General features: G+C 48.3%; 28 protein-coding genes and 2 CRISPR repeat arrays (1 of these 30 running past the window's edge). Of the genes, 12 read left to right on the top strand and 16 right to left on the bottom strand.

Features of this window, described 5'->3' with window-relative positions; all coding sequences use genetic code 11:
• Window positions 1-605: direct repeats of the CRISPR family, unit length 36 nt; unit sequence GTTCCGGAACCTCCCTGACTTTGAAGGGATTAAGAC; it begins 592 nt to the left of the window's first position.
• 141 nt (window positions 606-746) lie between these two features.
• The 4 genes from cas2 (NX722_RS06345) to cas1 (NX722_RS06360) are packed head-to-tail and all read left to right on the top strand — an operon-like array spanning window position 747 to window position 3,224.
• On the top strand, window positions 747-1,025 hold the full coding sequence (cas2, locus tag NX722_RS06345) for a CRISPR-associated endonuclease Cas2 (RefSeq protein WP_262567246.1): 279 nt from the start codon (window positions 747-749) through the stop codon (window positions 1,023-1,025).
• 2 nt (window positions 1,026-1,027) lie between these two features.
• Entirely contained in the window at window positions 1,028-1,978 is a 951-nt protein-coding gene (gene cas1 / locus NX722_RS06350) for a CRISPR-associated endonuclease Cas1 (RefSeq protein ID WP_262567247.1), read from the top strand.
• Complete coding sequence (gene cas2, locus NX722_RS06355; protein ID WP_262567248.1) at window positions 1,968-2,288, top strand: CRISPR-associated endonuclease Cas2; 321 nt, start codon at window positions 1,968-1,970, stop codon at window positions 2,286-2,288. The genes cas1 (NX722_RS06350) and cas2 (NX722_RS06355) overlap by 11 nt, the downstream gene beginning before the upstream one ends.
• Before the next feature lie 9 nt (window positions 2,289-2,297).
• On the top strand, window positions 2,298-3,224 hold the full coding sequence (gene cas1, locus NX722_RS06360; protein ID WP_262567249.1) for a CRISPR-associated endonuclease Cas1: 927 nt from the start codon (window positions 2,298-2,300) through the stop codon (window positions 3,222-3,224).
• A gap of 60 nt (window positions 3,225-3,284) precedes the next feature.
• On the opposite strand, the gene NX722_RS06365 is transcribed toward cas1 (NX722_RS06360), so the two are convergent.
• From NX722_RS06365 to NX722_RS06375, 3 genes are all read right to left on the bottom strand, one after another.
• Entirely contained in the window at window positions 3,285-3,566 is a 282-nt protein-coding gene (locus NX722_RS06365; protein ID WP_262567250.1) for a type II toxin-antitoxin system Phd/YefM family antitoxin, read from the bottom strand.
• A gap of 172 nt (window positions 3,567-3,738) precedes the next feature.
• Window positions 3,739-4,008, bottom strand: coding sequence for a type II toxin-antitoxin system YafQ family toxin (locus NX722_RS06370; protein ID WP_262567251.1), 270 nt, complete (start codon window positions 4,006-4,008; stop codon window positions 3,739-3,741).
• Complete coding sequence (locus NX722_RS06375) at window positions 4,008-4,271, bottom strand: type II toxin-antitoxin system RelB/DinJ family antitoxin (RefSeq protein ID WP_262567252.1); 264 nt, start codon at window positions 4,269-4,271, stop codon at window positions 4,008-4,010. The genes NX722_RS06370 and NX722_RS06375 overlap by 1 nt, the downstream gene beginning before the upstream one ends.
• 243 nt (window positions 4,272-4,514) lie before the next feature.
• On the opposite strand from NX722_RS06375, the gene cas1 (NX722_RS06380) reads away from it, so the two are divergent.
• The 3 genes from cas1 (NX722_RS06380) (at window position 4,515) to nadS (ending at window position 5,947) form a co-directional block, all read left to right on the top strand.
• Window positions 4,515-5,228: a CRISPR-associated endonuclease Cas1 gene (gene cas1, locus NX722_RS06380; protein ID WP_262568622.1), complete on the top strand. Its 714-nt coding sequence runs from the start codon at window positions 4,515-4,517 to the stop codon at window positions 5,226-5,228.
• Between the two features lie 109 nt (window positions 5,229-5,337).
• A complete protein-coding gene (locus tag NX722_RS06385; RefSeq protein ID WP_262567253.1) occupies window positions 5,338-5,658 on the top strand; it encodes a type II toxin-antitoxin system RelE/ParE family toxin in 321 nt (106 codons plus the stop codon).
• Window positions 5,651-5,947 carry a NadS family protein gene (nadS, locus tag NX722_RS06390; protein ID WP_262567254.1) on the top strand — a complete coding sequence of 99 codons (297 nt, stop codon included), beginning with the start codon at window positions 5,651-5,653 and terminating at the stop codon, window positions 5,945-5,947. Before NX722_RS06385 ends, nadS begins: the two co-directional genes overlap by 8 nt.
• A 49-nt stretch (window positions 5,948-5,996) precedes the next feature.
• Window positions 5,997-6,716: a CRISPR direct-repeat array (repeat unit 37 nt; unit sequence GTCTTAATCCCTTCAAAGTCAGGGAAGCTCCGGAACT).
• 143 nt (window positions 6,717-6,859) lie between these two features.
• Here nadS and NX722_RS06395 read toward each other — a convergent pair.
• The 12 genes from NX722_RS06395 to NX722_RS06445 all read right to left on the bottom strand — a co-directional run bounded on the left by NX722_RS06395 (window position 6,860) and on the right by NX722_RS06445 (window position 18,580).
• Window positions 6,860-8,110 carry a Card1-like endonuclease domain-containing protein gene (locus NX722_RS06395; protein ID WP_262567255.1) on the bottom strand — a complete coding sequence of 417 codons (1,251 nt, stop codon included), beginning with the start codon at window positions 8,108-8,110 and terminating at the stop codon, window positions 6,860-6,862.
• Window positions 8,111-8,112: 2 nt separating this feature from the next.
• A complete protein-coding gene (cas6, locus tag NX722_RS06400; protein ID WP_262567256.1) occupies window positions 8,113-9,021 on the bottom strand; it encodes a CRISPR system precrRNA processing endoribonuclease RAMP protein Cas6 in 909 nt (302 codons plus the stop codon).
• Window positions 9,021-10,193 (bottom strand): type III-B CRISPR module RAMP protein Cmr6, encoded by a 1,173-nt coding sequence (gene cmr6, locus NX722_RS06405; protein ID WP_262567257.1) that lies wholly within the window; start codon window positions 10,191-10,193, stop codon window positions 9,021-9,023. The genes cas6 and cmr6 overlap by 1 nt, the downstream gene beginning before the upstream one ends.
• 2 nt (window positions 10,194-10,195) lie before the next feature.
• The gene (gene cmr5, locus NX722_RS06410; protein WP_262567258.1) at window positions 10,196-10,657 is read right to left on the bottom strand and encodes a type III-B CRISPR module-associated protein Cmr5; all 462 of its coding nucleotides are present in this window, start codon (window positions 10,655-10,657) and stop codon (window positions 10,196-10,198) included.
• A 1-nt stretch (window position 10,658) separates the two neighbouring features.
• The gene (cmr4, locus tag NX722_RS06415; RefSeq protein ID WP_262567259.1) at window positions 10,659-11,525 is read right to left on the bottom strand and encodes a type III-B CRISPR module RAMP protein Cmr4; all 867 of its coding nucleotides are present in this window, start codon (window positions 11,523-11,525) and stop codon (window positions 10,659-10,661) included.
• 12 nt (window positions 11,526-11,537) lie between these two features.
• On the bottom strand, window positions 11,538-12,608 hold the full coding sequence (locus tag NX722_RS06420) for a type III-B CRISPR module-associated Cmr3 family protein (protein WP_407647962.1): 1,071 nt from the start codon (window positions 12,606-12,608) through the stop codon (window positions 11,538-11,540).
• Window positions 12,508-12,732, bottom strand: coding sequence for a type III-B CRISPR module-associated Cmr3 family protein (locus NX722_RS28795; RefSeq protein WP_407647963.1), 225 nt, complete (start codon window positions 12,730-12,732; stop codon window positions 12,508-12,510). The genes NX722_RS06420 and NX722_RS28795 overlap by 101 nt, the downstream gene beginning before the upstream one ends.
• Complete coding sequence (gene cas10 / locus NX722_RS06425) at window positions 12,729-14,684, bottom strand: type III-B CRISPR-associated protein Cas10/Cmr2 (protein ID WP_262567261.1); 1,956 nt, start codon at window positions 14,682-14,684, stop codon at window positions 12,729-12,731. Before cas10 ends, NX722_RS28795 begins: the two co-directional genes overlap by 4 nt.
• Entirely contained in the window at window positions 14,674-15,843 is a 1,170-nt protein-coding gene (gene cmr1 / locus NX722_RS06430) for a type III-B CRISPR module RAMP protein Cmr1 (protein WP_262567262.1), read from the bottom strand. Before cmr1 ends, cas10 begins: the two co-directional genes overlap by 11 nt.
• A 36-nt stretch (window positions 15,844-15,879) precedes the next feature.
• Window positions 15,880-17,046, bottom strand: a complete 1,167-nt coding sequence (gene csm6, locus NX722_RS06435; RefSeq protein ID WP_262567263.1) for a CRISPR-associated ring nuclease Csm6 — start codon at window positions 17,044-17,046, stop codon at window positions 15,880-15,882.
• 146 nt (window positions 17,047-17,192) lie between these two features.
• Window positions 17,193-17,873 carry a GTPase family protein gene (locus tag NX722_RS06440; protein ID WP_262567264.1) on the bottom strand — a complete coding sequence of 227 codons (681 nt, stop codon included), beginning with the start codon at window positions 17,871-17,873 and terminating at the stop codon, window positions 17,193-17,195.
• Between the two features lie 86 nt (window positions 17,874-17,959).
• The gene (locus NX722_RS06445; RefSeq protein ID WP_262567265.1) at window positions 17,960-18,580 is read right to left on the bottom strand and encodes a GTPase family protein; all 621 of its coding nucleotides are present in this window, start codon (window positions 18,578-18,580) and stop codon (window positions 17,960-17,962) included.
• A gap of 162 nt (window positions 18,581-18,742) precedes the next feature.
• On the opposite strand from NX722_RS06445, the gene NX722_RS06450 reads away from it, so the two are divergent.
• From NX722_RS06450 to NX722_RS06460, 3 genes are all read left to right on the top strand, one after another.
• Window positions 18,743-19,030, top strand: a complete 288-nt coding sequence (locus NX722_RS06450) for an IS1-like element transposase (protein ID WP_265442340.1) — start codon at window positions 18,743-18,745, stop codon at window positions 19,028-19,030.
• A gap of 16 nt (window positions 19,031-19,046) precedes the next feature.
• Window positions 19,047-19,454, top strand: coding sequence for an IS1 family transposase (locus NX722_RS06455; RefSeq protein ID WP_262567267.1), 408 nt, complete (start codon window positions 19,047-19,049; stop codon window positions 19,452-19,454).
• A 116-nt stretch (window positions 19,455-19,570) separates the two neighbouring features.
• Window positions 19,571-20,563, top strand: a complete 993-nt coding sequence (locus NX722_RS06460; RefSeq protein ID WP_262563592.1) for an IS30 family transposase — start codon at window positions 19,571-19,573, stop codon at window positions 20,561-20,563.
• 73 nt (window positions 20,564-20,636) lie between these two features.
• Here the strand turns inward: NX722_RS06460 and NX722_RS06465 are convergent, their stop codons facing one another.
• A complete protein-coding gene (locus NX722_RS06465) occupies window positions 20,637-20,936 on the bottom strand; it encodes an ATPase, T2SS/T4P/T4SS family (RefSeq protein WP_262567268.1) in 300 nt (99 codons plus the stop codon).
• Window positions 20,937-21,132: 196 nt separating this feature from the next.
• On the opposite strand from NX722_RS06465, the gene tnpA reads away from it, so the two are divergent.
• Together tnpA and NX722_RS06475 are read left to right on the top strand one after the other, a co-directional pair.
• Window positions 21,133-21,588 (top strand): IS200/IS605 family transposase, encoded by a 456-nt coding sequence (gene tnpA / locus NX722_RS06470; RefSeq protein WP_262567269.1) that lies wholly within the window; start codon window positions 21,133-21,135, stop codon window positions 21,586-21,588.
• A complete protein-coding gene (locus NX722_RS06475; RefSeq protein WP_262563604.1) occupies window positions 21,581-22,816 on the top strand; it encodes an ISL3 family transposase in 1,236 nt (411 codons plus the stop codon). Before tnpA ends, NX722_RS06475 begins: the two co-directional genes overlap by 8 nt.
• Window positions 22,817-23,469 lie beyond the last annotated feature (653 nt).

The following is a 23,469-nucleotide window of genomic DNA, read 5'->3' on the forward strand; positions in this document are numbered from 1 at the left end:
AATTCATCTTTGAATGTAAGTTCCGGAACCTCCCTGACTTTGAAGGGATTAAGACTCATAATTGAACTCCTTTTCTGTTTGAAAGAAGTTCCGGAACCTCCCTGACTTTGAAGGGATTAAGACTGGGAGAATTTGGCATCCTTCGGTATGTCCCCCGTTCCGGAACCTCCCTGACTTTGAAGGGATTAAGACAGGACTGCTTGAGTCTATCCAGAACGTAACCGAGTTCCGGAACCTCCCTGACTTTGAAGGGATTAAGACGATTCTACTAGCTCAATCTGCTCTGGTTGGTGTTCCGGAACCTCCCTGACTTTGAAGGGATTAAGACGCATTCCCTTGCCAGCGTATTTCAGGGCGTTACGTGTTCCGGAACCTCCCTGACTTTGAAGGGATTAAGACGGTCAACTATTGAATCCCTCAGCATCTTTCTGAGTTCCGGAGCCTCCCTGACTTTGAAGGGATTAAGACCGCCTAGCTCTTCCCCAGTTTCAACGTTTTTAAGTTCCGGAACCTCCCTGACTTTGAAGGGATTAAGACTTCTCACAGTAATCACCCACCTGTTAATTTCTGTTCCGGAACCTCCCTGACTTTGAAGGGATTAATACTCCGTGGCTAGGCTGACAGCGGGCGACGGGCGACGGGCGACGGGCGACGAACACTTCCAAGATTTATACAAGCTTGCCAACCCACCCCACCTCCACCCATGAACACTAAACTGTCTAACAAGTCAGTCAGGAGTTCATCGCATGTCAGCTAAACCGTGGGTTATCTGTTACGACATCAGTGACAACAAATCCCGTCAGCGGGCTTTGTACCTTCTTCGCAAAATTTGCGACAGTCGGCAGAAGTCTGTGTTTGAATGCTGGCTCACCGAGTCTCAACAACTGGAAATTTTCTGGCAATTATCGCCGCTGCTGGGTGAATCAGACTCACTGTTTTTTGTTCCGGTCAGCCGCTCCCGTGAAATTATACGGCTTGGGCAGTCTGATTCGGTGTTGTTTAATGATTTCCTGCTGGTGGCCTGACGATGGCACATCTTATCATTAACGAAAGAGTGCAATCCCTTGAGTGTCAGGCTCAGGCTTTGCTGATTCGCAAGGAGCAGCAGCCTCCGCTAACAATTCCATTACGCAGGCTCGATACGCTGGTGTTGCTCCATTCGGTCAGTATCCCAAGTCGCCTGATCAGCACTGCCCAGGAGATGGGTATTGCACTGGTTTACATCAATACCCATCGCCTTTCCAGAAGCTTTACCATTGCGCCACCGGGGTCAAACCTTGCACAACGCAAGCTGAGGCAGCTTTTATTGCTGAACCAGACGCATCAGAGAACAGAGCTGGTGCGTTACTGGATAAACGTAAAAATGAATCGAATGCTCAAGGCTGTTAATGGTTGTATGCAGTGTCGGCCTGAATTGCGCAAACCACTGTTTGATGCCTATCAACAGATTATGACGTGCAGGCAGGCACTGGATAATCAGCAGACCATTGACCAGCTCAGAGGGCTGGAAGGCAGAGCTCAACATAGCTGGTTCAGAGCATTTCGTTGTCTCGTGCCTTCGAGTCTTGGCTTTCAGAAACGTCAGCGCCGCCCTGCTAAAGACCCGGTTAATGCACTGTTGTCGTTGACTTATACAAGAGTCTATTTGCTGGCATGGGAAGTCATCTTAGCCTCAGGGCTTGACCCTTCTGTTGGCTTCTATCATAAGTCCACGCCTTCCCGTCAGGCTTTGGCCTGCGATGTGATGGAGCCGGTCAGGCCGCTGGCGGAACTGTTTGTTATGCAGCGGTTTAATCAGCGAATGGTTCGTGCCCACGACTTTGTGTTATCCGGACAGGGTTGTTTTTTGAAACCGGAAGCTCTGCAACGATTTCAGTCGGAGTTTGAGCAGGAATCCCGAAGCTGGAAAAGGCTTCTGCGGATTTATGCCAACACCCTGATAAATAGAATGGAGGCAGTAGAGTACCATGGCGGCTGAACAGGACTGGTTGATTTGTTATGACATTAAAGATGCCAGGCGACTGGCCAGGGTACACCGGCTTATGAGGCAGGAAGCTTTATCTTTGCAGCGATCCGTTTTTTTTGGCCGTTTTCAACGGAATGTTCTGAACGATCTGGTTGAAGCTATCGAGCCACTGATTGATCCCGACCATGATGATGTCAGATTATTTCCCCAGCAGGCGCAGTCAGCAATCAAGTGGTGCGGTTGCCCACCGCTGCCAGAGGGTATTGAGTTCAGTGCCAGCCCCAAAGTCATTGTCTGGAATGACTCTCATGAAGAGGAATAGCACAGCACAATGGACACGCTATACATTAATCATAAAAATGCTTGCCTCACCATCCATCAGGGGCGGCTGGTTGTCGGGCAGGCTGATGCATCCCAAACATTTTCCCTTGAGTTGCTGAAACGAGTCGTTATCGGAACCACCGTTGATTTGAACTCTTCGGTGATACACTGCCTGGTGGCAAAGGGGGTCAGCCTGCATTTCCAAAGCAGTCGTCTCAACACTACTCCCGTTAGCGTGATAGCTGAACCCGTTGCCAATGTCTGCCGACGACAGGGACAGTATTGCTGTATCGCCAATAAAGAACTCTCTTTTCGTCTGGCAAGGGCTTTGGTTCGTTACAAACTCACCCGTCAGTCTTTGTGGCTCAAGTCCATAAACCAGGCAGAGCTCTCAGAAAAAATGTCTGCGATATTAACGAGCCTGAATCAGATAAGCCCGGATAAAGGTCTTTTGCTGAATCTGGAAGGGCAGGGGGCCAAACAAGTATACCGGGCAATGCAGTTAATACTGCCAGCTTCCCTTGAATTCACCGGACGCAATCGCCGTCCCCCTCTCGACCCTGTCAATGCACTGCTCTCACTCGGGGCCACTGGTTTGTATCAGCAGGCTATTCTGTCGCTTTGCAGCCGGGGGCTGGACTGTTATGCCGGTGTTTTTCACACTCCATGCCATGGGCGAGCCTCTTTAGCCTGCGATCTGACCGACTGTTTCAGACCGGAACTGGAGGCGTTTGTTGTTGACCTGTTTATCCGGAACATTATTAATAAGTCTCATTTTTCCTGGCGGAAAAAGGTTGAGTGTGTTCTGAATCGTGAAGGACAGAGAATCTGGTACCCCCTCTGGTACCGGTTTTCAAAACAGGTGGAAAAGAAGATGGGGGTTACTGCTCTGAAGTGGGCTTTGGGGGCTGAAGGTTGGGTGGGAAGCCCCCACTAGAGTCGGCCTGCCGATTTAGTAGAGGTAATATGTCACTTTCAGTATCCCAAGCCATGTTGATCAATCCTCAAATCGTTTCAACATGTCAGCATGACTGATAGTGGTGCCATCAAAGGCAGTAAGCCGCTCGCGGGCTACAGCTTCAAGGCGCAGGTCTTCCAGTTCATTCATCAGGGACTCAAATTTTTCTACGCTCAACAATACGGCGGCAGGCTCGTTGTTTCGCATCACAACATATTTGTCGTTTTCACGGTTGCAAATTTTATCTAGATACTCTTTGAAACCACGCACAAGTCTTGTCACTGGGAGCGCCTGGTCTGCAGAATCTAATAAGGCTGCCATAAGTGTTACCTCGTCTTAATCATATTATTATCTGATAATAGTATGATAATTATCTGATATCCACTATGTGACACCCTCGATTGGGTGGGGATGTAAGGCGAGGGCTTATGACGAAGATGCTAATATATCCAGCCGGTTGCTTCCGGCAGTGGTTGAGAAAGGGATTATGTTGCTACCTGAACAATTCAGAATGTAATCCGGTTCTTTCGAAGACTATCTTCGTACCATCAATCCTATACATCAGCAGCCAATCAGGTTCTATGTGGCACTCTCTGTATTTGTTAAGGCTTCCGGTTAAAGTATGGTCACGATTCTTTGCGGGTAAGGATTTCTGGTTAATCAGCAACTTCAATACCTCAACCAGCTTATCCATGTCTTTGTTCTGCTTCTTTACTTTCTTGTAGTCTTTTTTGAATTTTGACGACTGTACTGGCTTTAACATTATTCGTCATCCAGGTCCCTTAACATATCTTCAAGGGTGTCGAACTCTTTTAAGCCTATGCCTGCATTGGAATCAGCAAGTGCCTTTATTGTCTCATCGTTAGGTATGCGGACATCGAAGGGCATTCCCTGACACAACCCTACCTGCTTATAGAATAAAGTGATTGCCTGTGTGGTATTGAGTCCTAGCTGTCTGAATACCTCTTCAGCCTGTCTTTTTACATCGGGCTCAATTCTTGCCTTGACTACCTCACTTTTGCTCATTTTAAGTACCTATTGCATACCATGTAGTGTTGTTTTGTATGATGCAATGTCATTGTAGACCATTTGGTACACAGCACAATATAGATCGGGTAAGGGCTAGTTTTTCGGTTCCGGAACTTCTCTTCAAAGTCAGGGAAGCTCCGGAACTCTACCGCAAAAAATAATACTTCAATATCAATAGGTTGCAAAGGGGCTTGCCAGACACTGTTGTTTTGTACAGTTAAATAGACGTATAAAACGTTAATTTTTCCTTCCTCCACTGGTGCTGGCTGGCAGAGCGCATCGACAGCATCAGCTGTCGGGCAGATCTCCTGTATTTACCCAATAGAACTCTCTTTTCGTCTGGCAAGGGCTTTGGTTCGTTACAAACTCAGCCGTCAGTCTTTGTGGCTCAAGTCCATAAATCAGGCAGAGCTCTCAGAAAAAATGTCTGCGATATTAACGAGTCTGAATCAGATAAGCCCGGATAAAGGTCTTTTGCTGAATCTGGAAGGGCAGGGGGGCAAACAAGTATACCGGGCAATGCAGTTAATACTGCCAGCTTCCCTTGAATTTACCGGACGCAATCGCCGTCCCCCTCTTGACCCTGTCAATGCACTGCTCTCACTCGGTGCCACTGGCTTGTATCAGCAGGCTATTCTGTCGCTTTGCAGCCGGGGGCTGGACTGTTATGCCGGTGTTTTTCATGCTCCCTTCCATGGGCGAGCCTCTTTAGCCTGCGATCTGACCGACTGTTTCAGACCGGAACTGGAGGCTTTTGTTGTTGATCTGTTTATCCGGAACATTATTAACAAGTCTCATTTTTCCTGGCGGAAAAAGGTTGAGTGTGTTCTGAACCGTGACGGGCAGAGAATCTGGTATCCCCTGTGGTACCGGTTTTCAAAACAGGTGGAAAAGAAGATGGGGTTTACTGCTCTGAAGTGGGCTTTGGGGGCTGAAGGTTGGGTGAGGTCTTAGGGATATCCAAGCTTGAGTATGACTTGGTTACTACCATAATGCTCTCAATGTGCCACAGCTTGAGCAAATACCACTTTGTGGTATATTTACTACTACAAAGTAGGATAGTATGGAATTTGTAGAAACCAGCGTATTTACCAAAATTATTACCCAGCTCATGTCTGATGATGATTATCGAGTCATGCAGGAGACCATGATCGCCCAGCCTGACATTGGTAGCGTTATCAAAGGTACTGGGGGGTTACGGAAGTTTCGCTGGAAGCTGGGTAGCTCCGGCAAACGGGGAGGCGTTCGCACCATCTATTACTGGCAGGTCAGTGAAGATACCTTCTACATGTTGTACGCCTATACCAAAAACCGGCAAACAGACTTAACCAGTGCCGAGAAAAAAGTACTGTCAGAACTAGCGAGGGAGTTGTGCAATGAGTGACCATGAATTTAACTTTGATGAATTAGTGGAGAGCGTAAGGGAAGCAATCGACATTAATAAAGGCATTAAGAAGCCTTCACGGACATTCCAGTATGAAGAGATTGATGTAGCCAGTATCAGAAAAGCAACGCACCTCTCTCAGGAGAAGTTTGCTGCACTCATTGGGGTGAGCATTAAGACAGTTCAGAGTTGGGAGCAGAAGGTGAGAAAACCGCTTGGGCCAGCCAGATCACTACTGATTATGTTTCGCAATAACCCAGTCCAGGCAATGAACTTACTTCACCAGTAATACTATATATCGGTTAAGGGTCGTTTTCCGAAAACAAAAGCAAGGTTTTTTCTTAATCCCTTCAAAGTCAGGGAAGCTCCGGAACAGATATTTACGACTCAAAGACGTTTTGTGAAATGTCTTAATCTCTTCAAAGTCAGGGAAGTTCCGGAACTGTCCTCTCTGCGAAGACAGCGACTTGCCATTGTCTTAATCCCTTCAAAGTCAGGGAAGCTCCGGAACAAATTACCTTGCACTATACGACCAACCCCTGAGTCTTAATCCCTTCAAAGTCAGGGAAGCTCCGGAACAAGTTTGATCCGTTTTGGTGTCCAGCTTGCGAGTCTTAATCCCTTCAAAGTCAGGGAAGCTCCGGAACATCTGGAGCGCAGTGTCGAAAACAAGATGCGTGAGTCTTAATCCCTTCAAAGTCAGGGAAGCTCCGGAACGCAAAGCTACAGGTGGCTGATGTTCAGCCTAAGTCTTAATCCCTTCAAAGTCAGGGAAGCTCCGGAACTCGTAAGTTGCTGGATAGCGACTCAATGAATACGTCTTAATCCCTTCAAAGTCAGGGAAGCTCCGGAACTCAAAAAAAGTGTGTTAAGCTCCTTGAGCATTGTCTTAATCCCTTCAAAGTCAGGGAAGCTCCGGAACTCCATCAATGACACAGCTAAGCAGTTTATCGTCTTAATCCCTTCAAAGTCAGGGAAGCTCCGGAACTTTGATGATGCGCCGAATAACCAAGTAACCCTAGTCTTAATCCCTTCAAAGTCAGGGAAGCTCCGGAACTCTACCGCCAAAATAATACTTCAATATCAATAGCTTGCAAAGGGGCTTGCCAGATACTGTTATTTTGTACAGTTAAATAGACGTATAAAACGTTAATTTTTCCTTCCTCCACGGGTGCTGGCTGACCAGAGCGCATCGACAGCATCAGCTGCCGGACAGATCTCCTGTATTTACCCAATGATTGATAATATCGCGGAACTGTTTGATCTCATTGTATTGCAAGACATCAATGTCATAGCTTTTAGCCCGGGAGACCACTTTTATCTTTCTTCCCTTCTGGTTTTCGTAGTCCATCGGCGCGGCACTGACCAGCATTCGTTCACAGAACAATCCTCCGGCATGGCTACCAATGCTGTCCAGTTTATGAATAATATCCGCATCTTTCTGCTTGTCCTTTTGCATCTGGCTGGTTTTGCATTCCACCAACAACAGGCGGTTGTTATGCACGATCACCAGGTCCAGTTCATTCCGCACATCGTCCTTGCGATGCTTGCCATCGTGAATGTCCAGCCCTGCTGCAACATGCTCAGCATCGGAATCCCGGGCAATATGCCAGACATACTCTTCCAGCCAGCGACCTTTGATATAACGGGCGGCCTCAGCATTGGAAAAGTAGAGTGTTTCAGGACGCTCTTCTGACCACTCAAAAATACCTTCTTCCTTCAGTTTTTTCAGGATGCGTTTGCCGTGATAGCCAACGTAATTGAGTGTCTGAAGATGTTCATTGGGTTTTAGTCCACCATTTTTGTCCAGAGCGTTCGCGGCGGCTTTATTGAGTTGAGGAAGGATACCGCCACCCTGTTCCTGCATCAGGTCTTGGATGTGCTCTACCAACCATTTTGTCAGGGCTTTGCGTTCATTGGCCTTATCGCACCAGGGCTCTTTATCGCTGTCAGGCTGGCGGGCAATACGGTCCTGTGCGTCAAGGTAACCGGCAATTGTAAAAGTAGAAGAAATCGGGATAGAAGGTGTTTTTGCCGGTTCAACCACTTCCAGCACATCATGGTCAGTATCGGCATAGAGGATTTGCTCTACGCCTTCCTGTCGAAATACATCGACAAAAGCCAGTGTCATCAGCTTATTGCCCCCGGTGGCGTTCAGTATCAGGCGATAATCACTCCATTGGTCTTTTAGGTCAATCAACAGGTTCAGTGCATAATCAGTGATCCGGTTAACGCCATGACTGGGCAGGTCTTGCTTCAGTACAATGTGTTCCGGGCGGTAATCGCCGTGCTTTTGAAGCCACTGTTTCAGGGCGTCTCCCCGGGCTTTCATTTCTCCGGAAACCGCTACGACCACTACGTCCGGCCTGACGGTCATAACCGGCAGGATATTGGCGGCATTCTGCTGGGTGGCGATACACACCATAACGGTGCCGCAGTCTGTTGTATTCATTATTATTGTTCCTGCATGGTTGTCAGATGGTACTGCCCAAACCCGAATGAACTGTTCTTGCCAAGGTGCAGATATTGCCCAAGCATTAGCCAGGGTGCCAGCCGGGGATGGAGATTCTCAAGCTCAATGGTGCCGGTCAGCCCGCCCAGTTTCATGGATTGCTGTTGTCGGCTGGAATAACGCTCCACGGTTTGCCATTGCAGGTCGCTCTTTAGGGTGACCGCTTCAAACCAGTGGGCGAACTGATGCCAGTCAGGCAGCTCCAGTCCCAGATATAATTCACCCGCCAGACGGATTCGGCGCAACAGGGCTTTTGCCAGTACTTCCGGTGTCAGAGCTTCCGGTTTCAGAAACTGTTTTTGCTGTTGCAGCCGCAGGGGGGTGAGGAAGTGCAGCTGGCACCGTTTAAACCCGGAGCCTGACAGTAAATTTAACCGGGGCGAGTGTGGCTGAAAGCGGCAGTCCTGTGTTGAGAATACAGTTATACGATCATCGTTGTTTACTAATGTAACATCCAACAGCTGGCCTGATACCCGTTGCCTGCCCAAACCTGTCGCCAGTGCCTGCTGCCAGGCTTGCACGACAACCGGTAAGTCATCCAGTTCGTTACCCATTAATACCATGGCAAACTGTAATTGCTGCCCGGCTTCAATCCGGGTTTGTCGTGGTGGCTCGATCACATAAGGCGGCGGGTTTTCCGGAAAGCGCCCATTCGCGGGGCGTTCCGGATCAAACAGCCGTTTATAGGCGCACTGTGGCGGGCAGGGGGCTTCACCATGGGCTGCACAGGCTATCTGTTTTAATGCCCTGCCAAATACACTGCGCATTAGCGATCCGGAGAAAGCCGGTAAGATCAGTGCTTTGTTCATACGAACCCGGAAGCGGTAGCGGGCAACGGGAAGGTTTTGCATCAATTGGCTTTCTCCAGCAGAGTCCGGATTTTAACCATAAGCTCTTTTCCCTTGCCTTTTTTAGGTCCGGGACCGTGGTGGCTGAGGATCTTTTTAGCCAGCTCCACCAGACTTTCCAGCTCATCCTTTGCCCAGGGATTTCCTTCAGCCTGTTTAACGATACTGTTTAATTGTTTTTTACAATCTCCGCCCGCTTCTTTGTGGTTGCGCTCAATATCCTTCTGCAACTGTTTTTCCAATTCGTAGAGTGCCAGTCCTGCTTCGCTCAGGCTGGATTTTTTCCGGGACTCTTCTTCCTGTTTTTGTTGTTCGGTCAAAGTCTCGGCAAAGTCTTTTTCAGCCGTTTCTTTTCGCTGCATGGCTCCATAACCCACCGATGTTTTGGAGCCCGCCCCGAGCCATTCCAGTGCTGTTTCCAACTCGGCCATCACGGTATCCATAACTTCTGCCATGGCGGCTGTGCGTGAAGAAATGGCAAACAGAAACCGGGCTTCACGGGTCACCAGAAAGGACACCGGCACCGGACTATGCCAGTCCGCCGGAATGGTTTCAGGGTTGTCAGCAGGGTGATCTGAACCGCCTTTTTCATACCACTTACCCATGTGGGGCGTCATGATATCCGCCCCGAGCTTTGGCCTGTCGACAGGAATGACATCGTGGAATATCAATGCGCCTGCCTGATTTTTTTTAATCAGATCGTCCTCGTTTTGATGAGCAGGTTCTTTAGACTCACTGCCAAACCACAGGTGCAGGGTCTCCGGATCAGTGCCTTGCTGTTCCATCCAGCTGCGCAGTAAACCTTTAACGGAAGCACCTTGCAGGTAGGGCGTGCCCAGAGTCGGGTGCCAGAGGAAACCATTTTCTACCGGATGAGGGTTGCCCATACCCGTGACAAAATGCCAGTCGAGTTCATAGACATGGTATTGGCCTTGCAGATGGTCGATCAGTCGAACCTGTCGCTCAGCAAATCGTTCAATTGCTGTGCTATCACCACATAAACCGGAGACGCTGTTAATCCACTCGGCTTTTCGGCTTTTATTGCTATTCTTTTCGGCGTAATCCACCGTCCATTTCTCGGGATAAGAGAAAAACCGTTCAAACCATAAGCCTTTGTGAAACGCCGAATCGGGTTTGTCGCAATGGTCATCCTGATAAAGAGGCAGTGCAAACATGGTCAGTCACTCCCTTTGATTTCAGCTCTGGCAAACTGCTTGACCCATACCATCAAAGCCTGGGTTTCAGCCTGTGCCTGACGGTATACGTGCATATCCGAGGACATAATACCTTCAAGCACATCCTGTCCGGTGTAACAGCCCTCCTCTCTGCCGTGCCATTCACTGATCAGGTCATAGAGGTGCTGCCAGGCAATACCTTCAGGTTTCCCGGAGTCACATTTACTTTTGGCAAACGCCAGTGTTTGCCCGAGGCCGTTCATTTGCACCATGGCAGGCAGCGAGTTGGCATAAGCCTTAAAGCGTTTGGCGGCATCCTGATTCTTATGACCGGCCATCTCTTTCACCTTCCGGTAACAAAAAGCGGCTCGCTTTTGCTGCATGGTCTGGGGTGTGTCGGTCATATTGCTGCTTTGTGTTTTGTCACTGCGACGGTGATTGACAGCTTTGACTTCCAGGCTCATATTATGCGTTTTCCTGAACCTGATTCACTTTGAACCATCCCATGCCGGTGGTTTCATTGCCGCCCACCTGCAAATAAGGAGTTGCGAACAGCTGTTCTGTAACCGCTGTTTTTCCTTCAGCGGCGCTCATTTTACTGTTACGGCTTTTTTGGACGACAATCATCGTATACATGATGGTGTCGGGTGCCAGGGACTCTTCATACCAGAGCGCACCGTTTCTGACAGTTTTCGTATCGCTGTCGATGGCTATGTGCGCATTCACGGGAATGGCTGCCCGACAGAGATGGCGGAAGTTGTCGTCGCTGATAACCCCCAGTTTTTCTTCAAGTTCCTTGTGATGGTCTTCTGGCAAAATGGACTTCAGCAGTGCCAGCCCGGATTCAGAAATGCGGTCTTTAACAGAAAAGGCGTACTCTTCCAGATACAGGGTCGTTTTTCCCAGCAATTTACCCGGCAAAGCCTCACCTTCTCCAACTTCATCATTGAAAACGACATTATTCCTGCCAGCACGATGCAGGTCTCTTTCCAGCCGTTTCAGCAGGGCAGGGCAGCAAACCCAACGATAGTGTCCGGTGAGGGAGCGCACGGGCAGCAGCAGTAACCGGGCATCAGTGACCTGGAGGCTGCCTGCGTAGTCGCTGCCGTTATTGTCTTTCGGGTCTGGTCCAAACAGGGTTTTTATATCCAGTCCTTCAATAGTCTGTGCTTTCGCACGCATGGCACCTTTCATGCCGGAACCGGCGACAAAAGGCCAGTCGTTATGTTTTTCCCGTTGAACCGGCAGGTCAACGACTCCTTCGGATTCGCTGGCTCCCGCATGAATACTGGTTTCCGCCATCAGGGTCAGGAAAAGAGTTTCTGTAGTCATTGTTATGAGTCCTTATTTTTTCCAGAGTCCACAGGCTATTAGCCCATAGCCCCAATCAGTTTGCTGGCCGATGGTTTTGCCATGCAGGCTCATCAGGTCTGTCAGTGAATGGTTCAGTGGCTTAACGAAATAACAGCTGCCTGCCGGTACGTAGCTTTTCATGTCTCCGGGCTGGCCTTTTTTTAAGTCCCAGCCGCCCCGGCGGACCGGTTTGCCTGCCATAACGCAGTGAAGCTCCATATCCAGACCGTGGATTGAGCCATGCCAGAGCTTTACATTTTCTTTCTCTACAGGATTGAAGCCCGGCAAAGGTGCATTGCGGGTATCACCGAAGTCGGCATCGGTGAGTAGCATGAGCATTAGCCCCTGTTCATTGCCGCTGACTTTGGGACATTCCGGAAGGGCAGTTTGTTCAACCGGCTCAATACTGACCCTGGCCATGCGGCCTTCTGCGCCAAAGCGGATAAAAGGTGATGCTTCTATATCCTCCTGCAACCGCCTGGCAACAGATTCAGGCAGCCCTTCCAGCTCCATGCTGACTGCAACATCTTCCTTCAAACGGAGGTGACTGGTCTGGTATAGCATTCCCTGTTCTACGGTGCCGGTATTGGCGTTCCGGGCAATACCCAGCCGTGGTTCCGGTAAATACAGGCCATCACGGCGGGTCATTCCAGAGGAATTGTGTTCCGGCTTTTTACCCTTCAGAATGTCCTGCATTAATGACTGGCTCAGGTACTGATTGTCAGGGACTTTTGCTCCCGGACAAACACGCTCCAGCTCAGGCAGCTGCACCCGCCCCAGATCGCACTCAACCGGCTTGCCGGGAACCAACCTGACGTATTCCGTCTGAGCCGCTTCTCTCTTTTCCAGTACTTTTTTTTCCAACAAGAGTGCTGGCCAGGGATACAACGGTTGATCCTTACAAAATAGTTGCAGTGCACCAAACGACAACTCACCTGTACTACTGCTATCACCCAGCAGTTTATTGATGCTGATTTCCCCGAAATATGCTTCGCCCCGGCGAAAAGCCTGCCAGTCGGTATTCAGGCACTCCCCGATACGGGTACGGATAGCCCCCGACAACAGTACGCACTGGCGGTGGGAACAGGCTTTCCAGCCGGTCAGCGCCTGCCGCACCATGGGGGCGGGACTCCCGGAAGAACCAGGTATCCACCGGAGTAAAGATTAAACGCCACCGCTGGCTCATAGTCGCTGCCCCTCTTTATCCTGTCCTTTGGTCACCAGAAAACGCATCAGCTTCAGGGCGTCTGCGGACAACCCTTTGCGAAGCCTGACTTCTGGTTTTTCATCTTCGGTGATCCGGTAGTAACGTTTGCACTGCTCAATTAACTGCTCTGCCAGTAGGCTGGCGTCGGTCTGGTTTTTTGCCTCGAAGCCAGTCTGCAAATACATTGATTTCAGGAGGGAGATTACAGCTTCTGCTTCTACTAGAAGATCATTCTCCTGTTCCAGCCCGAGCGAGTTAAACAGTTGCTCAGCCTTTTGGAAAAAGCCCCAGGCAAAGCCGTTAATATCCTGCTTCTCTTGCTGAAGAGTCTGGCAGATATCGTCCGCCAGCTGGTCAATCACCAGCTTGTCACCCTGAACGGCTTTATCCCACGGGCAGCTCCATTCCAGATGTTTGCCCCCGGGTTTCCAGACCCGGATAGCCAGGGAATCTCGACCGCAGTAATCTTTAGCGATGTCGTCCAGCAGGGTGTGGGAATCCGACAGCCCCTGCATCAGGGGCGACTTGATATGGCAATACTCAATAGCGCCCGACAATGTGCTGGTGGCTATTCCTTTGCCGTGTTGCCTGAAGGAGTCAGCATACTCATTACGCAGAGCCAGAGCGCAGTTCATGGCGTCTTCCATGGGTAACAGAGCCAGCACATCGTCACCACCGGCGTATACCAGAAAGCCGCTGTTTTCACTGACAATACCCGGAACCTTTTCAGTAAACGTATTCAGTGCCTGACTGATGGGTTCCTGTTTTTTGGGATCACTCATTTGGCTCCCCAGAGAATCACCGTCCATGCGCAAAATGGCGTAGAACGGACTGGGACGGGTTTTGGTGATGCCCTGAACTTTTTTCAGGTATTGTTGTGCATCATCCACCTGCTGTTGCCAGTCGGGTTCCTGTTGTGCTTTGGTTTGCAGAATAAAATCGAACAGGTATTGCCCGTCCATGCGCACCCACTGTCGTTTTTCCGGGTCACGACCGGCAGCATCACGGACACAGCGGGGTATTTCAGCATGGTGGCTGTTGTTGGCTTCAAAGCCAGACAAGGCATCATGAAGACTCCAGATCTGATCCCAGTGTTCCGGCGTTTCAGCACTGCGAATGGTGTCGGCGAGCCAGTGCGCTGCTGCCAGATAACCCACTGAAGGCACATTAACGGGTACTCTCCAGCCGTGGGCAACCCAGTTGTCGGGCATTGCCACCTGTAACCGGGGAAAAACATAGGGGAAGCGTCGTTTAACAAAAGCAATGGCACAAAGCTCTTCACCCTGTCGCAGGTCAACCTTACCTACTTTTTTTCGAAGTGCTTTCCAGAAGGTTCTTTCACCCTGACCAGCACGGCCGGGGCGTTCGGCTCCGGACAGTTCCTGCCAGCCGTCCATCATCATGCATTTTACGCCCGGTTCTACCGGAGGATGCCAGGTACGCCAGTTCTTGCGGCGATCCAGAAGGTTGGATGCTGTTTCATCATCGCTCAGGCACCAGCTTATTTCCCAGAAACCTTCTATCTGGCGTTCCCAGATTTTACGGGTTTCAGCCAGATCGATATCCAGGGCTTGCAGGTCTTGTTTCCAGACCGCCTCCGCCAGTGCCTGCCACGCAGCCCGAATGGCTGCCTCGACCACTTCAGGTTTAAAGTCGGCGGGGACTTTGGTGCTTATGGCGGTGAAACGATTGGGAATGGCTCCCTGCTCAGGGGGTTGCTGTCCTGAGACTTCACCCTCCAGCCACTCAAGATACCCCCGCGCAGGAATCGGGAATTTGATGTCCCCGTTCTGCTTTTTTATGGCATTCATGGCGATACCGGACAGCCACGACAACAGGAATGAGCCTGCCCAGAAATCACGGGTACGACGGGCCTGGGCAACAAATCCCTGAACCGGGCCGAGGGTGATGTGGAAATGCTTATTCGCCATAAATCACCTCCCGCTGTTCAAAGCGATCCATAAATTTGCGGATGACTGACCAGTCGACTGTGGACTGAACTTTTGTGTTCTTCCGGTTGCAGGTGACTTTCACGGTTTGTTTGCTATGGAGAAACTCTGCCTGCAACAGGGTTTGCACCAGCAGGGCAGAGCCATTTTCAAATTGATGAATGTGGCAAAACAGAGGTGTGGCTCGCCGACCGCTGTCGGTATTAATGTCCACTTTGTTGGTTCTGGCTTTACTCAAGTAGTAATTATGAGGCAACCCAAAGACGGTTCTTTCCGGTAAAGAATCGGGTGGATGGCTGTTCGCCACACTGTAAGCCCAACGATGGTCTTCAGTGAAGTTTTGTTCCGCCTTTTTGCCTAAAATACGACCATCCTTTCCCCAGCTTCTGTATAACTGCAATTCGTCATTTAACCTGAGAAGAAGTTGAAAGGCATCACTTCCGACAGAGGAAATGTCGATTCTGGAAAGGCTGGAGAATGCAGAGTATGGTGGCTCAGGTCTTGCCAGCTCTGCATTTTTTAGCAAATGCATCACCAACGAGCCGTATTCTTCACGATTTTGGGGGGCGGAATAGGAGCCACCGGTTAAATGGTGGATTGACAGACTGCCAAGCCCTTTTCTTGACCGGGCACCGAGGCCGCCAAACAACCCCAGGCACAACAAGGCTTCTTCTAATTGCTGGTGCTGAGTTTCTGTCATGGTCTGGTTTGGGTAACAGCTGACCGTAAAACTCCCGCCGCTGGCAAGGTATTGCATCTTTTCATTGCGCTTGGTGATACCTTGCCCCAACAGATAATCAATGCCTGTCAGAATCTCTCTGCCCTTTTCACTTTTATCATTGTGTACACGAAGCCGGAATGCTGCCTGACAGCCTTTGTTTTCACTTTTGTTATCACTGCCGCCAGCGGCATAACCAAAGAGTTCGCCTTCTTCTTTATGTAGCTCTTTGAGTGTTTCGTTGTGATCTCCGGTATAGAGCCGCCCCCAGGCAAGGGCTCGCCACCAGAATCGTAAAGCACCCTTGACGGACGGTGGGCGTATTTTGTCGGCACATTGATCACTCGACGCTTCCCCAAGAAACATGGGCGTCGAAATGCGATAACCCGCTTCCAGTGCAGGCAGGCGTTTGTTTTTTATCATAAATTCAGGCACCGTTTTATAGTTGTTCGTTACGGCTTATGAAATGATGGTGATGTCTTCAGCTTTCAAAAGTAGCTGATGGTTGCCACTGTTGTCATTGACGCGCTGCGGTAAATAAGCCTCTGCCAGCTTTTTACCCAGCTCGTGCCTGAAGAGCTTCATCAATTCATTGCGACGCTGACTGTAGAATGTGTCGCGCATTCGACCATGGGAAAGGCTTTTTATGGTTCTCGGATTGACCTCCTGATCCAGCAAACGCCCCTCCAGTACTGACCAGTCCTGACAATAATCTACGCCTTTTATTTCACACAAACTGCGCAGGTAAGGCCGACCGATAGCAGCACTTGGCGTATTTTTGGTCGGCAGCGTAAATCCAGCTTCGTCACCGCTATCTTTCAGATCCCGGGCAAACATCAGTATAAGGGCAAGTTCCAACTCACTTATTGATATAGAGCAACCGGACAATTCAAGTCTTCGGTTGTCAACATCAATCACCATTGAAAGGGGGGCATCGGCTTTGCCCATAATCCGTACTGTTTCACTGAAACACGTCTTGCCTTCCAGAAAGCGATCCGGCAAATCCTCACGCATACGCACAAAGGGAATATTGGCGAGTGTTACCTCGGCTTCTGATGCATCACAGCGTTCACCATTGCGGTTAATTACCATGCGACTGACAGGTGTTGGGTAATAAAAATCCGGACAGCTTTCGTAACCTTCGGAAACCAGGACGTGGGACAGCTGATCCTGCCTGCGGCCATAGAGTGACAGCGCATAACCGGTGTAATAACTCATGGTTTTTCGCCCACCCGCCAGAGATACATGCAAACGAGTTTCAGGTTCTGCAGTAAACTCCTGAATCAGTGTTGTGATGGTATCTGCTGTTGCCTCATTGTCTGTCAGTGTTTTTATATCATTGAGCGGTTTTCCGTCCTGATCTTGAATAATATGAATTCGATCCTGGTTGAATATTGCGGGATTAAGTCCATAGTCCTGACAAAACTGGTAGAAGTGTCCTGAATCTCGGTTCAGCAATCCCTCAGAAGCCCGTTTAGCTCCTTCGACGGTTGTTACCATATGAATTTCACCGGGTATGAACGGATCAGGCTGATGGATCAGTGCATACAGTGTTTCGGTGAGGATTTGCGGAGACATGCCCGAGGCAACGAACAGAATATTATTAAATGCTTTTTCTTCTGACATCTCACTCTCCCGGTTGATTCCTTCAACATTATGATTGTTTTGGAAAGGCGGGGGGTATTTTACAAGCTTGTGAGGTTGTTGTAGCGATACTTGTAAAAATATTCTGAATTAAACCAGAAAGCGCATCAGGCACTTTAACTGGGTGATCAGATTTTAGGCCGCCTTTTTTTGGGCATGTGTCGAATAATATGATCCATCAGCGCATCAGTATTGTAGTTATATGCGGCACTGTAATAGACCGGCTTAGGAATACGCTGGCTGGTGCTTTCCAGCAGGCGTTGTTGAATACTGAGCATCTGATTTTCCAGAAAATCAACCAGTCGTGGCTCTGGTCGGCCAGTGGAATGGTTCCAGTAACGGCCTTTCATTGCCATGTCAGCCTGATTAACAGCGACAATAACTCTGTCGCCGGAAATTGATTCCAGTACAACTCTTTCGAGCAGATCAAAGGCTGTACCCAAATCACGACTGCCCCCGTCAAGGATTACCAGTGCCATGTCTATGAAACCATAATCCTCATTGTTACAGGTACAGGTGCTCAACAGCTGTGAGGTGATATTTTTTGCATGATGGCGATCGGCTTCTATTCCATCTCCAAGCCCGGCGGAATCATGAAACCGCAGGTATTCATGCAGTCGTGACGAACTGATTTTCTGGGTTTCCGGATCGACACCGGTGCCGACTTTGGCAACTTCCGAGCCAAAGAGTGCATTCAGGGTAGAGCTTTTACCCGTACCAGTTGCTCCAACCAGCATCACATCCAGTGGGTACAACAACCCACGGCTGGCAATAATTGACTGTATATCACTGAAGCGGTAAGTATTCATATTTTGAGTCCCTGTCTGAATAGTTCTTGTTGCAGGCGGTTACCTGCAACTGCTTTCGTTCTGTTTCATTTCAAGCCAGAAAGTTGTCATCCAAAGATTCCACCTATGAAGCTCGTTACGCCACCAATAAAGCCACCAACAACACCACCAATGGCAGAGCCAATCGCCTTTCCTGCTGAGCCAGCAACCAGTTCACCTATTTTGCCTCCAATATCTGCACCTTCTGACGCTGCTCTGGTGACAGACTCCCAAAGTGACTGCTGGATTTCTTCTCTATGCTTCTCCAGGTTTTCATCGCGCTCCCACATTTTCTTATCATTATTAAGGTCGCCAATGTAGGGAGCTCGTTTCTCGGGCTTTGTATGGCGCAACATAAACGCCAGGAGCTTGGACAGATTCCAGGGCAGCTGTTCATCATCCTCATCTTTGTAGCCAGCCGCATAATAAATGGGCTCAATATCAACGCCGGTTGCCTCACGAATGCGGTTTCGGGTTGAAATAACTTTGTCGTTCAAAAAATCAATCAGAGGCGTTTCAGGCTCATTGGCCTCATAATTCCAGTGACGCCCTTTCATGGCTACGTCAGCTTGGTTGATGGCAACCAGCAGGCGGGATTTGTCATTACCAAGGCTGGGGATAATTACCTCATTGATTAGCTGGAATGACGTTCCCAGATCACGGCTGCTGCCATCCAGGATTACCAGCACCAGGTCAATCAGCGCATTACCTTCAGCGTCTTTTTCATAGAGCTTCTGAGTAATGTTTTTGGCATGCCGACGATCAGCTTCTGGTAGTGGGGCAAACCTGATATTTTGTAGTTGTTTGCTAAAATACGGCGTATGCCGTATTTATCATAGAGCGATATGAAAATGTGCTCCACACCAGTTCACTGCCCTAAATGTGGCGGTAATGACGTTAAAAGCTTTGGCTACAGTGCTCATAATGTTCCTCGCTACTTTTGCTGTAATGCTGAATGTGAAACCAAGTCCTTTATGCTTGAGTACCGGTACAAAGCTTATGAGCCAGGCGTTAAAGAAAAAGTCGTCGATATGGCAATTAATGGTGGCGGCATCAGGGATACAAGCAGGGTTTTGGGAATCAATAAAAAAACAGTAATAAACACATTAAAAAAAAGAGAAAGGCTTAGTTCAAGTTAATCCAAATATTCAGAAAATGGATCTTGGAACGGGTGCTGTGATTCACGTAGGCCGCGCCTGCCAAGAGGCCGAGATAGATGAACAGTGGTCGTATGTGTTTGAAAAAAGTAACCAGCGTTGGCTTTGGCATGCAGTTGATCATGCGACCAATACTGTTTTGGCTTACGTTTTTGGGAAACGAAAGGATGAGGTTTTCAAAAAACTAAAAGAGCTTCTTGAACCATTTGGTATCAAGAAATTTTATACTGATGATTGGGGAGCCTATGAACGTAATCTCGACGAAAGCAGACACATCATCGGAAAAGAAAATACTCAGAAAGTTGAACGTAAAAACCTGAATTTTAGAACTTGGATTAAGCGTCTGGCCAGAAAGACAATATGCTTTTCAAAGTTAGAACAAATGCACGATATTGTTATTGCCTGAATTCGTATCATAAGTGCATAACCTCTGTAACCAGAGGATTGTTTCAGAACCTTTGAAGTGAATCAGAACTCAGGGGTATTCTGTAAAGCAACCAAACCATACAGAGGAAGCCAAGGATGGCCTATACACACCTGAGCTCTGAAGAGAGATATTATATCGAAACTGAACTCAAAAATGGGACTTCACAAAACAAAATTGCTAAAAAGCTTGGCCGTTCACAGCCTACCGTGTCGCGAGAAGTAAACCGCAATAAAGGGCAAAGAGGGTACAGGCACCAACAGGCTAATCGCACAGCTCGGCAGCGGCACAAAGATAAGCCAAAAGCTATTAAGCTGACAGACGACATTAAACAACGTATTTCAAACGATATCCGTTCAGATTGGAGTCCTGAACAAGTGGCTGGAAGGCTTGAAAAGGACGGTGTAATCAAGCTGCATCATGAGACGATTTATCAATTTGTAGCGGATGATAAACGGCGCGGAGGCTCGCTCTATAAGCACTTGAGGCACCAGAAAAAAACTTATCGAAAGCGATACGGTTCAGCTCATAACCGAACCGGTATACCAAATCGGGTTGGCATTGAAGAACGCCCCGAAGTGGTCAACAACAGAGAGCGAGTTGGTGACTGGGAAGCTGATACTGTAATAGGTAAAAATCATAAAGGAGCCATCGCTACATTAGATGAACGAAAAACCAAGCTTCGCCTTGCTGTCCCTCTACCAGGCAAGAAGGCAAAAGCGGTTAAACAGGGAATAATTGACGTACTCAAGCCTCTGAAAAGGTTTGTAAAGACAATAACATACGACAATGGAAAGGAGTTTGTTCAGCATGAATCAATTGCCAAAGCTTTAAAATGTGACAGCTACTTTGCTGCCCCCTACCATTCTTGGGAAAGAGGCCAGAATGAGAATGCTAATGGTTTGCTAAGGCAGTATTTCCCCAAGTCGATGGAGCTTAATGGCGTGACAGAAAAAGATGTCATCATTGCAGTGGATAAGCTGAACAACAGGCCAAGAAAGTGCCTGGGCTACAAGACTCCTTATGAGGCATTTAAAGAGTCAACTGGAATAGATGCAAGAAAAGTCATGGGTTATGCACTTATGACTTGAATTCAGGTTGGCCTGTTGATCAACAAAATCGAATTTGGCATTGACATCCATGAAATATAACAGGTTTGCCCCACTACCCAGCTTCTTTGCCGTCACCCAGTCCAGGCGTGTCAAAAATTACTATGTTATTCATTTCATAACGGGTAATGTCCATCGTTTCCGGATCTGCACTCTGGCCAACCCTGGCCTTGTCGGTATTAAACAGTGCATTGATCGTGGAAGACTTGCCACTGCCGGTTGCGCCTGTAATCAGGATGTTGACTTTGGTTTCTTTCAATTTGGCAAGATTCCGCATAACCTGAAGTTTGTCCTGGTCACGGATGCTGTTGTCGTTCTGGATCAGAGCAGCAAAATTATCTGTAAAATGTGTCATGGCCTTTCTCCCAAAAAATAGCTGAATCAGCTAAGAACATTGTTATCGCATTAGTCCGTCAAACAGTTGATCTAAATCAATGATGTTAATTAACACTGATAAACCCCCGGCTATGCCGGGGAGACTCTCATAGGTTTAACCGTAGCGACAGTAGCTAACCTTCAGTTTCCGACCAAGAAAATTGAAGGTAAAACCAATGAGAGACTACAAGAGTTTGGCTCATACGCGTTGGGATTGTAAGTACCATATTGTCTTTATCCCAAAGAGAAGACGAAAGGTAATCTATGGGAATTTGAGAAAGTTTCTCGGAGAAATATTTCATGAGCTTGCCAGAAGGAAAGGCTGCAAAATTCTCGAAGGGCATTTGATGTCTGATCATGTTCACATGTGCATCAGTATTCCACCCAAATATCCGGTATCTCATGTCGTTGGATATCTGAAAGGAAAGTGTGCAATAGAGATTGCGAAAAATTTCAAAGGCAAGCAGCGTAACTTTAACGGAGAGCATTTTTGGGCAAGAGGTTACTTTGTCTCAACAGTAGGACTTGATGAAGAAGTGGTTCGGGCATATATCCGAGAGGCTCTTCCTCAATTTGAGTGGGTGATTTATTATATTCTGAAGCACTCAATGCAAGGATGCACCGATGCGTGATAAGCAACTCTATTCTCAAATACTGGGTATTGAGTCTCCTTGGTTCGTTTCTGAAGTTGAATTGTCATTACAGGATCAACAGGTTCGGGTATTCATTGAACACAATGGTAAAAAGGCCTGCAAATGCAGTGTTTGCGATAAGCCCTGCTCTGGCTACGACCACATCACTCAGAAGTGGCGTCATCTGGATACCTGTCAGTTTCAGACTATTCTAGTTGCCAGGGTTCCACGGACCCAGTGCCCTGAGCATAAGGTGTTAGCCATCAATGTGCCCTGGGCTGAATCTGACTCTCGATATACAGCTCTGTTTGAAGCCCTTGTTATTGACTGGCTAAAGGAGGCAACTACGAAGGCAGTTGCACGACAAATGAAGCTTGGTTGGAATGCCATAGACGGTATTCAGCAGCGTGCAGTGAAGAGAGGACTGGCTCGTCGTGATGCTAAGCCACCAAAACGAATCGCTGTTGATGAAACCTCATTTCAAAAGCATCATGAATACGTCACAGTGGTCACTGACCACGACCAAGGCGTTGTTATTCACGTTTCTGATGACCGTAAAAGTGACAGTCTCAACGAGTACTTTGACACACTGCCCTATGACCATAAAGAGGGGATCGAATGCGTGACGATGGACATGTCCAAGGCTTACATCAAGTCAGTCAGTGAGAATGTTCCAGACGCAGATCAGAAGATTGCATTTGATAAGTTTCACGTTGCTCAGTCTCTGGGTAAAGCTGTCAACAAGGTTCGGATAGAAGAGAACAAAGCCCTTGTAAACCAAGGTGTAGAGCTGCTTAAGGGGACTCGCTACGACTGGCTGACTAACCCTGAAAACATGTCTGAAGAGCAGTGGGATAACTTCGAACCACTGAGAAACTCGACACTTAAAACAGCTCGCGCCTGGGCCATCCGGCAAATGGCAATGAGCTTATGGAATTACAAGTCCAGAGCTTGGGCAATCAAGGCCTGGAAGAGGTGGCTATGCTGGGCGCAGAGATGTCGGCTTGAGCCCATAAAAGAAGTTGCCAGAACGGTCAAAGAGCACTTGTGGGGTATCATCAACGCTATTGTCCTTGAGGCTAATAACGGTCGAGCAGAGGGAGTGAACAGCAAGATTCAGAGTTTGAAGAATCGGGCTTGTGGCTTTCGAAACCGTGAAAGATATAAGACAGCGATCTACTTTCATCTTGGAGGCTTGGACTTGTACCCCACTGGCGTACATCGTTGAAAACTACCCACTTAAAACAGGGAAGAACCATCCGAGATCAAGAAAAGAATGATGGAAATAGAGATCAGTATGATCTTGACTGGTAAGCGCCCTTGGGCGCAATAAAAGCCCTTAGAGGGCGTAATCTGATAAGCCTCCGGCTATGCCGGAGGTCAGTTAACTCTATAGATATCCTTTGAACCGGAAGGGTTTGACAAGCTTGTGGAAGGGGTTTCGCAGAAAGTGGCTATAAAGGTGCTCAGGTTTAGAGTTCTTAAAACATTAACGTTCGGTAAATATTTAGCGTCGGCGCAGCCAAACCCGCCAGGCATACAATGCAAACTTGCCTGAACCCGTTAAGTCATTGGTTCTGAATTCTATTATGCCGCTTTTGCCAATAAACTATCCGAACGTTCGCTTTTATTCGGCAATTTCAGCTCTAATTCTGCTATATCGGTTCCAGCAGCCATGAATTCGAAACTGCGGAATAATCCAAAACAGCGCGCTTCTAATCAATCCGGCTCTGATACTATCGGGATGCTCCAGGCATCAGGGCTTACACACCAAGAGGATGATTCTCAATAGCAGGTATTATTTGAGCTGTAAGTCCGGAAAAGACTGTCAATATGAGATTTTCACCCAATTGCTTTTATTTTGAACACTTCGTATTGCTG

It is taken from the genome of Endozoicomonas gorgoniicola, assembly GCF_025562715.2.
GTDB lineage: Bacteria > Pseudomonadota > Gammaproteobacteria > Pseudomonadales > Endozoicomonadaceae > Endozoicomonas_A > Endozoicomonas_A gorgoniicola.